1 protein-coding gene is annotated in these 11286 nt (G+C 51.6%); it reads left to right on the forward strand.

The genetic code is table 11. The features are described 5' to 3' along the window. Nucleotides 1-515: 515 nt before the first annotated feature. Nucleotides 516-11270 (forward strand): surfactin non-ribosomal peptide synthetase SrfAA, encoded by a 10755-nt coding sequence (gene srfAA, locus ACKTRM_RS01825; protein WP_012116771.1) that lies wholly within the window; start codon nucleotides 516-518, stop codon nucleotides 11268-11270. The last annotated feature ends 16 nt before the right edge of the window (nucleotides 11271-11286 follow it).

Consider the following 11286-nt stretch of genomic DNA (forward strand, 5'->3'; position numbering starts at 1 on the left):
GGTTCTTGCGCTTTTTTTTCCGGGTCAGCTTACGTACGTAAATTTTTTTCATTCTGCCATAACTGGATATTCGACAGCTTTTCATTATAGTTTAAAGATTTTTAATTTTACGTAAATAATATTTTTAAAAATAAATTGCGGGATGCCGCAAAATACCCTCTGGATTTGTCGGAATTTTTTTCGGTGTGCCGCATGAAACTTTTCACCCATTTTTCGGTGATAAAAACAATATTTTCATATAAAGTGAACGTAAGTAGATATATAGAAATACATGCAGAAATAGGTAAACCTTTCGTGCTTACAATCAATGGCTTTTTGTCTTGATTTCTCATAAATTTGATGCCGCATTTCGGACTGCGCGGGTGAACGGATGACGGATTTCGGCGGTGATTGAATCGGGATCGTTTTTGGAGGTAAGTGGTTCTTTTGGCTTGAGAATGAGTTAGGGACATAGAGGGAGGCTGTTTCTAAGGGAGAATTGACATCTTTATCTTAAAAAGGGGAGGCGCACACATATGGAAATAACTTTTTATCCTTTAACAAATGCTCAAAAACGTATCTGGTATACAGAAAAATTCTATCCGAACACAAGTATTTCAAATCTTGCCGGGTTCGGGAAACTCATTTCTGAAGACGGCGTACAGGCTCATTACGTTGAGAAAGCGATACAGGAATTCGTTCGGCGGTATGAGTCGATGAGAATCCGTCTGCGGCTTGATGATGAGGGGGAGCCCGTTCAATATGTGAGCGAATACCGTCCGCTCTCTATCGGGCACACAGATATCAGGCAAGCCGGCTGCTCTGCGGACGAGCTGTCCAAATGGGGGCGTGAAGAAGCTGGCAAGCCTCTGGCGTTATATGATCAGGATTTATTCCGTTTTTCCGTGCACACGATCAGTGAAAATGAGGTCTGGTTTTACGCTAATGTGCATCACATTATTTCAGACGGGATTTCCATGACGATTCTGGGCAATGCGATTACTGATATTTATTTGGAGCTTTCAGGCGGGACAAGTGAGGAACAGACGGAGATTCCTTCTTTTATCGAGCACGTGCTGACAGAGCAGGAATATGTGCAGTCGAAGCGGTTTAAAAAGGATCGGGATTTTTGGAACGGGCAGTTTGAGACCGTGCCGGAGCTTGTGTCCCTGAAACGGAGCCGGGCAGATGCGGGTCTTGATGCGAAACGGTTTTCTCAAGAAATTCCTCACGACTTATATGGCCGCATTCATTCATTCTGCGAGGAGCATAAAGTCAGCGTACTATCTCTGTTCCAGTCAGCTCTGATCACTTATCTCTACAAAGTGACCGGCCGGGATGACGTTGTCACGGGTACGTTTATGGGAAACCGGACGAATGCGAAAGAAAAGCAGATGCTCGGGATGTTCGTATCTACGGTGCCTGTGCGGACAAGCGTTGACGGAGGACAGTCGTTCTTGGAATTCGTTAAAGGCCGGATGAAGGATCTGATGAAAATTCTCCGCCACCAAAAGTATCCGTATAACCTGCTTGTCAATGATTTGCGCGCTTCGAAAAGTTCGCTGAGCAGATTGTTTACGGTGGCTCTGGAGTACCAGGTGATGCAGTGGCAGAAAAAAGAGAATCTGTCCTTCCTGACAGACCCTATTTTCAGCGGAAGCGGTACAAATGATATTTCAATTCATGTGAAGGAACGATGGGACACCGGGAAATTGACAATTGATTTTGACTATCGCAGCGACATTTTCAAGGGGGAAGAGATTGAATCTGTTTCTGAACGTTTGATCACGCTGATTGAAGATGCGATTTCATCTCCTGATCGCATAATTGATGAACTTACTCTTCTTTCTGAATCCGAGAAAGAGCGGCTGCTGAAACGGGCCTCCGGCAATCCGGTGAATTACCGCGGAGAGATGACGATACCGGGGCTGTTTGAAGAGAAAGTGAAGTCACTGTCTGACAAACCCGCGGTTGTGTATGAAGGCCGAACATTGTCCTATCGCACATTGCATGAACAGTCAGGCCGTATCGCCGGACGCCTTCTTCAAGCCGGGATATCAGCCGATTCTCCTGTCGCGGTGCTGCTTGGCCGTTCTGAGCGTGTCATTGCGGCAATATTGGGAATTTTGAAAGCGGGCGGCGCCTATGTGCCGATAGATCCTGACTTTCCGGCGGATCGGATTCAGTACATTTTGGAGGACAGCGGAGCGAAGGCTGTTCTGACGGAGGCCGGAATACAGGCGCCCGCAGCGGATGCCGAACGGATTGATTTTGACGAGGCTGTTCAGTATGAGACGGCTGCGGACGGTGTCAGCACACAATCAGACCGGCTGGCTTACATCATCTACACATCAGGTACAACGGGGCGGCCGAAAGGCGTGATGATTGAGCACCGGCAAGTTCATCATCTGGTGCAATCACTGCAGCAGGAGATTTATCAATGCGGTGAGCAGACATTAAGAATGGCGCTTTTGGCTCCGTTTCATTTTGATGCGTCCGTCAAACAGATTTTTGCCTCGCTTCTTTTGGGACAGACGCTTTATATCGTGCCGAAAACGACTGTAACGAATGGCTCGGCACTGCTGGACTATTATCGTCAAAACCGGATTGAAGCCACTGACGGAACGCCTGCGCATCTGCAGATGATGGTTGCGGCGGGAGATGTCAGCGGAATTGAATTGCGCCACATGCTCATTGGGGGAGAGGGCCTGTCCGCCGCTGTTGCTGAACAGCTGATGGCGCTCTTTCATCAATCGGGCAGGACGCCGCGTCTGACGAATGTCTACGGGCCGACAGAAACGTGCGTAGATGCGTCCGTGCATCAGGTGTCAGCGGATAACGGAATGAATCAACAGGCGGCGTACGTTCCGATCGGAAAACCGCTCGGCAACGCCCGTCTGTATATATTGGATAAGCACCAGCGGCTTCAGCCCGACGGCACGGCCGGTGAGCTGTATATCGCGGGTGACGGTGTAGGCCGCGGCTATTTAAATCTTCCGGATTTGACCGCAGAGAAGTTTTTGCAGGACCCGTTTAACGGAAGCGGCCGCATGTACCGCACGGGTGATATGGCACGCTGGCTGCCGGACGGGACGATCGAATATATCGGCCGTGAAGATGATCAGGTGAAAGTCCGCGGCTACCGCATTGAGCTGGGAGAAATTGAAACGGTGCTCAGAAAAGCCCCGGGCGCGGCGCAGGCCGTCGTGCTGGCACGGCCGGATCAGCAGGGCAGCTTAGATGTCTGCGCATATATCGTTCAGGAAAAAGGAACCGAGTTTCACCCTGCCGAGTACAGGGAGTATGTGTCCAAGCACCTTCCTGATTACATGGTGCCCGCTTACTTTACAAAAACGGACGAAATTCCGCTCACGCCGAGCGGGAAGGCGGACCGCAAAAAGCTGTTTGCGCTTGATGTGCAGGCTGTCAGCTCATCTGAATATGCCGCGCCGAGAAATGAAACGGAGGAAACACTTGCCGTCATCTGGCAGGAAGTTCTCGGAATGGACAAGGCGGGCATTTATGATCATTTCTTCGAGTCAGGCGGTCATTCATTAAAGGCAATGACGCTTCTGACGAAAATTCATAAGCAAATGGGCGTTGAAATTCCGCTGCAATACTTGTTTGAGCATCCGACGATTGCGGCGCTTGCCGATTATGCGGAAAACCGAAACGAAGGACCGGCATTCAGGGCAATTGAGCCGGCTGAGAAGCAGGCGAGCTATCCGCTTTCGCTCGCTCAGCAGCGGACTTATATCGCAAGCCAATTTGAAGACGCGGGAGTCGGATATAACATGCCGGCTGCGGCCATGATTGAGGGCGCTTTAGACCGTGAAAAGCTTGAGCGTGCATTTTCTGCCTTAATCAGCAGGCATGAAGCGCTCAGAACATCGTTTCAATCAGAGGACGGCACGCCGAGACAAGTGATTGGCGAGCATGTTCCGTTTCATATTGAAATGATCGAAGCGCGCGGAAGAACGAATGAACAGGTCATGAAGGACTTTGTGCGCCGTTTTGATTTATCTGAGGCGCCGCTGTTCAGAATCGGCCTGCAAACGCTCGGTCACAATCGCCATATGCTGCTGTTTGATATGCATCACCTGATTTCTGACGGGGTGTCTATTTCCATCATGCTGAAGGAACTGGCTGACATCTACGGCGGAAATCAGCTGCCTGAATTGCGCATTCAATATAAAGATTATGCCGTATGGCAGGCGGAACGGGCGAAAGAAGGCTACAAGAAGGAGCGGGCGTACTGGAAAGAAGTCTTCAGCGGCGAACTGCCGGTGCTTCAGCTGCTCCCTGATTATCCGCGGCCGCAGGTGCAAAGCTTTGAAGGTGACCGCGTGTCCGCCAAGCTGCCGAAAATGCTGCGGGAACGGCTGCAGAAGCTTGCCGAGAAAAACGGAGCCACCCTTTACATGGTGCTGTTATCAGCATACTATACGCTGCTTTCTAAGTATTCGGGACAGGAAGACATCATCGTGGGAACACCGTCAGCGGGAAGAAATCACTCCGATACCGAGGGGCTTATCGGGATGTTTGTCAACACGCTTGCGCTGCGAAGCTCCGTGAAGCAGGATCAGACATTTGCCGGCTTGTTAGGTCATGTGCGCAAGCAGGTGCTGGATGCGTTTTCTCATCAGGATTATCCGTTTGAGTGGCTGACCGAGGAGCTGAACGTGCCCCGGGACATGAGCAGGCATCCGATATTTGACACGATGTTCAGTCTGCAAAACGCCTCGGACGGAATTGCGGAGATCGGTAATCTGACGCTGTCTCTTCATGAAACAAACTTCAATATCGCCAAATTCGACCTGACTATGCAGGCTCGGGAAACAGCGGAAGGCATTGCGCTTGATTTGGATTATTGCACGAAGCTGTTTAAGCGCTCAACTGCGGATCGCATGCTTGCGCACTATGTCCGTCTGCTGGAGAGCGCGGCAGCTCAGCCGGATGCGAAAATCAGCGAATATGATCTGCTTTCTGAACGGGAGGCTTTGAATCAATTACAGCGGTTCAACCCGGAACGCACGGTATACCCGAAAGATCAAACGATCGTGCAGATCTTTGAAGAACAAGCCCGGAAGAACCCTGACCGGACGGCTCTACAGTTCGAAGGGGAAACCCTGTCGTATCAGCAGCTGAATGAACGCGCCAACAGGCTTGCGCGGCATATTCTTTCGGTCGGAGGCGGCGGAAAAACCGCGGCTGTTCTGTGTGAACGGTCAATGGATATGATTGTTTCCATTATGGCTGTGTTAAAAGCGGGGTCCGCCTATGTGCCGATTGATCCTGAGCATCCGGTTCAGCGGATTCAGCATTTCTTCCGCGACAGCGGGGCGAATGTGCTCCTGACTCAGCAAAGCCTCAAGCCGCTTGCGGAAAAGGCCGGTTTTCAAGGCGTCATTGTGCTTGCTGATGATGAGGCGAGCTATGAAAAGGACTCTCGCAATCCAGCATTGCCGTTTGATTCCAAAACGATTGCCAATCTCACTTATACATCAGGCACGACGGGAACGCCGAAAGGAAACATCGTCACACATGCCAACATTTTGCGGACGGTAAAAAACACGAACTATTTGACTGTTTCTGAAGAGGACACAGTGCTCGGTCTGTCAAACTACGTTTTTGACGCTTTTATGTTTGATATGTTCGGTTCGCTGTTAAACGGTGCAAAGCTTGTGATCGTCCCGAAAGATACGGTGCTGGATATGTCACGCCTGTCCCGTGTGATCAAACGGGAGAATGTCAGCATTCTGATGATTACGACGGCCCTGTTCCACCTGCTTGTTGATATGGAGCCGTCCTGTCTGACGACGCTTCGGAAAATCATGTTCGGGGGCGAAAGAGCGTCTGTAGAACATGTCAAAAAGGCGCTTGCGGCAGTCGGAAAAGGAAGACTGCTTCATATGTACGGCCCGTCGGAAAGCACGGTGTTTGCGACATACCATCCGGTGGATGTCATTGAAGAGGATACGCTCTCCGTTCCGATCGGGAAACCGGTCAGCAATACGGAAGTCTTTATCATGAACTCAGCCGGACGCATTCAGCCGGCGGGTATCGCGGGAGAGCTGTGCGTCAGCGGGGAAGGACTCGTAGAAGGCTACTACAACCGTCCTGAACTGACGGAAGAAAAATTTGTAAAGCATCCGTTTAAGGAAGGTGAACGGATGTATAAAACGGGCGACTTGGCCAGATGGCTTCCGAATGGCGATATCGAGTTTATCGGACGTATCGACCATCAGGTGAAAATCCGCGGTCAGCGGATTGAGCTTGGCGAAATTGAGCATCAGCTCCAAAGTCATGACCAGATTCAGGAATGTATTGTGCTCGCTGTGGATCAGGGTGCGGGTGACAAACTTCTTTGCGCTTATGTTGTCGGCCTCAGGGAAATCTCTTCCCGGGAGCTGAGGGAGCATACGGCGAAGGATCTTCCGGCTTATATGATTCCGTCCGTCTTTATTCAATTGGATGAACTGCCTCTTACAGGGAACGGAAAAATCGACAGGCGGGCGCTGCCGATGCCGGATGTGACCGCAGCGAATGCCGTGTCATATACGGCGCCGCGCAATGAAACAGAACAAAAACTGGCGGATATTTGGGCTGAGGTGCTGCAAATGGAGCGGGTCGGCGTCCATGACCAGTTCTTTGAGATCGGGGGCCACTCGTTAGCGGGGATGAAACTGCTGGCCCTTATCCAGAAGACATTCGGCGTGCAGCTTACCTTAAAGGATCTGTTCACTTCTCCGACGGCTGCGGGGCTGGCGCAGCTGATTGAAGGGACTGAGCGGAAGGCGGCTGAGAGCATCGCACCGGCGGCCGAGCGGGAAACGTATCCGGTTTCTTCACCGCAGAAGCGGATGTTCGTGCTTCAGCAGCTGGAAGGCGCTGAAACAAGCTATAACATGCCGTCTGTGCTCCGCTTAAAAGGAAAGCTTGATGCAGAAAAGCTGAAATCCGTCATGAAACAGCTGACAGAACGCCATGAAGCCTTCAGAACGACATTTGACATAAAGGATGGGGAAACGGTTCAGCGCATATGGACGGAAGCTGATATCGACATGGAATATTATGAAGCCTCTGAAGAAGATGCTGAACGGATTATTCAGAGCTTTATCCGGCCGTTCCGCCTGGATCAGCTTCCTCTCGTCAGAACGGGACTGGTCAAGCTGGCTGAACATGACCACCTGCTGCTGTTTGACATGCACCATATCATTTCGGACGGCGCTTCAGTCGGCGTGCTGATAGATGAACTGTCCCGCTTGTATGGCGGCGAAACGCTTGAGCCGCTGCGGATTCATTATAAAGACTATGCGGTATGGCAGCAGAAATTTATTCAATCAGAGCAGTACCGCAAGCAGGAGGAGCATTGGCTTCGGGAGCTTGACGGCGAGCTTCCGGTATTGACGCTGCCGGCTGATTACAGCCGTCCGGCCGTGCAAACCTTTGAAGGAGACAAGCTGGTCTTTTCTCTGACTGAGGAACAGACGTCGGCTCTTCGCAGTCTTGCGAAACAAACGGATTCTACCATGTACATGGTGCTGCTGGCGACATACAGCGCCTTTCTATCAAAACTGAGCGGACAGCATGACATCATTGTCGGCTCGCCGGTTGCGGGACGGTCACATGCGGATCTCGCAAACGTCATCGGTGTTTTTGTGAATACACTCGCGCTTCGTACGTATCCGGAAGCGGACAAAACGTTCACGGACTATCTTAAAGAAGTAAAACAAACCGCTTTACATGCATTTGACGCGCAGGATTATCCGCTTGAAGACCTTCTGCAAAAGGTTGAGGTGCAGCGTGATACGAGCAGAAATCCGCTGTTTGATGCGGTATTCTCGATGCAAAATGCAAATGCGGAAGATCTGGTCATGGAAGGAATTGAGCTGAAGCACCATCCGTTTGACAGAAAAACAGCCAAGTTTGACCTGACAATGACGGCTGAGGACACAGACGAAGCTTTAACGTTTGTGCTTGAATATAACACCGCGCTGTTTAAACCGGAAACGGCAGAGACATGGAAGCATTACTGGCTTCAACTGTTAGAAGCCGCAGCGGAAAATCCGGCTGCGAAGCTTTCTGAGCTTTCATTGGTGAATAAAACAGAAAAACAAGCCCTCCTTGACGCATGGAAAGGAAAAACAATTTCTGTGCCGCGGGACAAAACGGTTCACCGTCTCTTTGAAGATACGGCCGCCCGCTACGCGAACCGGCCGGCCGCGGCATACAACGGCGCGAAATGGACGTACGGCGAGCTGAACGCAAGGGCGAATCGCATCGCGCGCATTCTCATGGACTGCGGTGTCACGGCTGACGAACGTGTCGGCATTTTGACGAAACCGTCCTTGGAAATGGCCGCGGGCGTACTCGGCGTCCTGAAAGCAGGCGCGGCATTTGTGCCGATTGATCCCGACTACCCGGAAGAGCGCATCAGCTACATTCTGCAGGACAGCGGCGCCAAGCTCCTTCTCACACAGGAAGCGCTGGGCGTGCCGGAAAGCTACAAAGGAGAAACGATTCTGCTTGACGGCAGCCGCTCCATTTTGAGCCTGCCGCTTGATGAAAACGATGAAGCGAACCCGCAGACGGAAACAACGGCGGATCATCTCGCTTATATGATTTACACGTCAGGAACGACCGGACAGCCGAAGGGTGTCATGGTCGAACACCATGCGCTGGTGAACCTGTGCTTCTGGCATCACGACGCATTCGCCATGACGGCGGATGATAAAAGCGCCAAATACGCGGGCTTCGGTTTTGACGCCTCCATCTGGGAAATGTTCCCGACATGGACCATCGGCGCGGAGCTTCACGTCATTGACGAAGCGATCCGGCTGGATATCACCCGCTTAAATCACTATTTTGAAGAGCACGGCGTGACCATCACCTTCCTGCCGACGCAGCTGGCCGAACAATTTATGGATCTGGAAAATACCTCTCTCCGCATGCTTCTCGTCGGCGGCGACAAGCTGAAGCGGGCGGTGAAACAGCCGTACACGATCATCAACAACTACGGCCCGACGGAAAACACCGTCGTCGCGACAAGCGGCGTCATCAATCCGGAGGAAGGATCGCTTTCGATCGGACGGGCGATTGCCAATACGAGAGTTTATATTCTCGGCGACGGCGATCAGGTGCAGCCGGAAGGCATTGCCGGTGAATTGTGTGTGGCCGGCCGCGGTCTGGCGCGCGGATACCTGAACCGTGAAGAAGAAACGGCGAAGCGGTTTACCGCAGATCCGTTCGTGCCCGGCGAGCGCATGTACCGGACCGGCGACCTCGTCAAGTGGAACGCGCAGTGCGGCATCGAATACATCGGCCGTATTGACCAGCAGGTCAAAGTGCGGGGCTACCGGATTGAGCTTTCAGAAATCGAAGTCCGCCTCGCCCAGCTTGCGGACGTTCATGACGCAGCGGTGACGGCCGTGGAAGACAAAGCGGGCAATACCGCGCTTTGCGCCTATGTCGCGCCTCAGCAGGACGATATTGAAGCGCTCAAATCCGCGCTGAAAGACACGCTGCCTGACTACATGGTGCCGGCGTTCTGGGTGGAGATGGACGAGCTTCCGGTCACCGCGAACGGAAAGATTGACAAAAAGTCCCTGCCGGCGCCTGACATTGAAGCGGGAAGCGCCGCGTACAAAGCGCCGGAAACGGAGATGGAGACGCTGCTTTCCGACATTTGGCAGGAAGTGCTCGGTCTTGACCAGATCGGCGTAAGCGACAATTTCTTCACGCTCGGCGGGGACTCGATCAAAGGCATCCAAATGGCGAGCCGTCTGAACCAGCACGGCTACAAGCTGGAGATGAAAGACCTCTTCCAGCATCCGACCATCGAAGAGCTCGTCTCGTATGTGGAGCGGACGGAAGGCAAGCAGGCCGACCAGGGCCCTGTCGAAGGCGAAGCGGCCTTAACGCCGATCCAGCGCTGGTTCTTTGAGAAAAACTTCACGGACAAACACCACTGGAATCAATCCGTCATGCTTCACGCGAAAGACGGCTTTGATCCGGAGATAACAGAAAAAACATTACACGTCCTGACGGTGCACCATGATGCGCTCCGGATGATTTATCGTGAACAAAAACCGTATTACAGAGGGCTTGAGGATGCGTCTGTTGAACTGAACGTCTTTGAGCTGAACGGACCTGCTGAAGACCATGAGGACCGTATCGAAAGGGAAGCAGACCGTCTTCAAAGCAGTATTTCACTGGAAACAGGACATCTCTTGAAAGCCGGGCTCTTCCGGGCTGAAGATGGAGACCACCTTCTTCTCGCAATCCATCACTTAGTCGTGGATGGTGTATCTTGGCGGATTTTACTGGAGGACTTTACGTCCGTTTATACGCAGCTGAAGCAAGGCAATGAACCCGCGCTGCCGCCGAAAACACATTCATTCGCCGAATTTGCCGAGAGAATCAAAGAATACGCAAATACGAAGGCGTTTCTGAAAGAAGCGGATTACTGGAGAGAGCTTGAGGAAAAAGAGGTTTGCACTCAGCTTCCGAAAGACAGGCAGTCTGGTGATCAGCGCATGAGACATACGAGAACGGTCAGCTTCTCTCTGACGCCTGAACAAACTGAACAGCTGACGACAAACGTACATGAAGCCTATCACACCGAAATGAACGACATCCTGCTCACGGCGCTCGGACTGGCGCTGAAAGAGTGGACGGGTGAAGACACGATCGGCGTTCATTTGGAAGGCCACGGACGCGAAGACATTCTTGACGGCCTGAATATCACCCGGACGGTCGGATGGTTTACGAGCATGTATCCGATGATCCTTGAGATGAAGCACGCCGACGATCTTTCATATCAGCTGAAACAAATGAAAGAAGACATCAGACACATCCCGAACAAAGGAGTCGGCTACGGCATTCTGCGTTATGTAACGGCGCCTGAGCATAAAGAGAATCTTTCATTTGAGATTGATCCGGATATCAGCTTTAACTACTTAGGCCAGTTTAATGAGATGTCGGATTCCGGCTTATTTACAAGATCCGGGATGCCGTCAGGACAATCGCTGAGCCCTGACACAGAGAAGCCGAATGCGCTTGATATTGTCGGATTTATAGAAAATGGGCAGATGACGATGACGTTTGCCTATCATTCTCTCGAATTTCATGAAAAAACCATTCAATCGTTCAGTGACAGCTTTAAAGGGCACCTCTTGAAAATCATAGATCACTGTCTGGCCCAAGACGGACCTGAGCTTACGCCTAGCGATCTTGGCGATGATGATCTGACGCTTGATGAACTTGATAAATTAATGGAAATTCTCTAACAGAAAAGACAGAGGT

This window comes from Bacillus sp. D7-8 (assembly GCF_052055895.1).
GTDB classification, from domain to species: domain Bacteria; phylum Bacillota; class Bacilli; order Bacillales; family Bacillaceae; genus Bacillus; species Bacillus velezensis.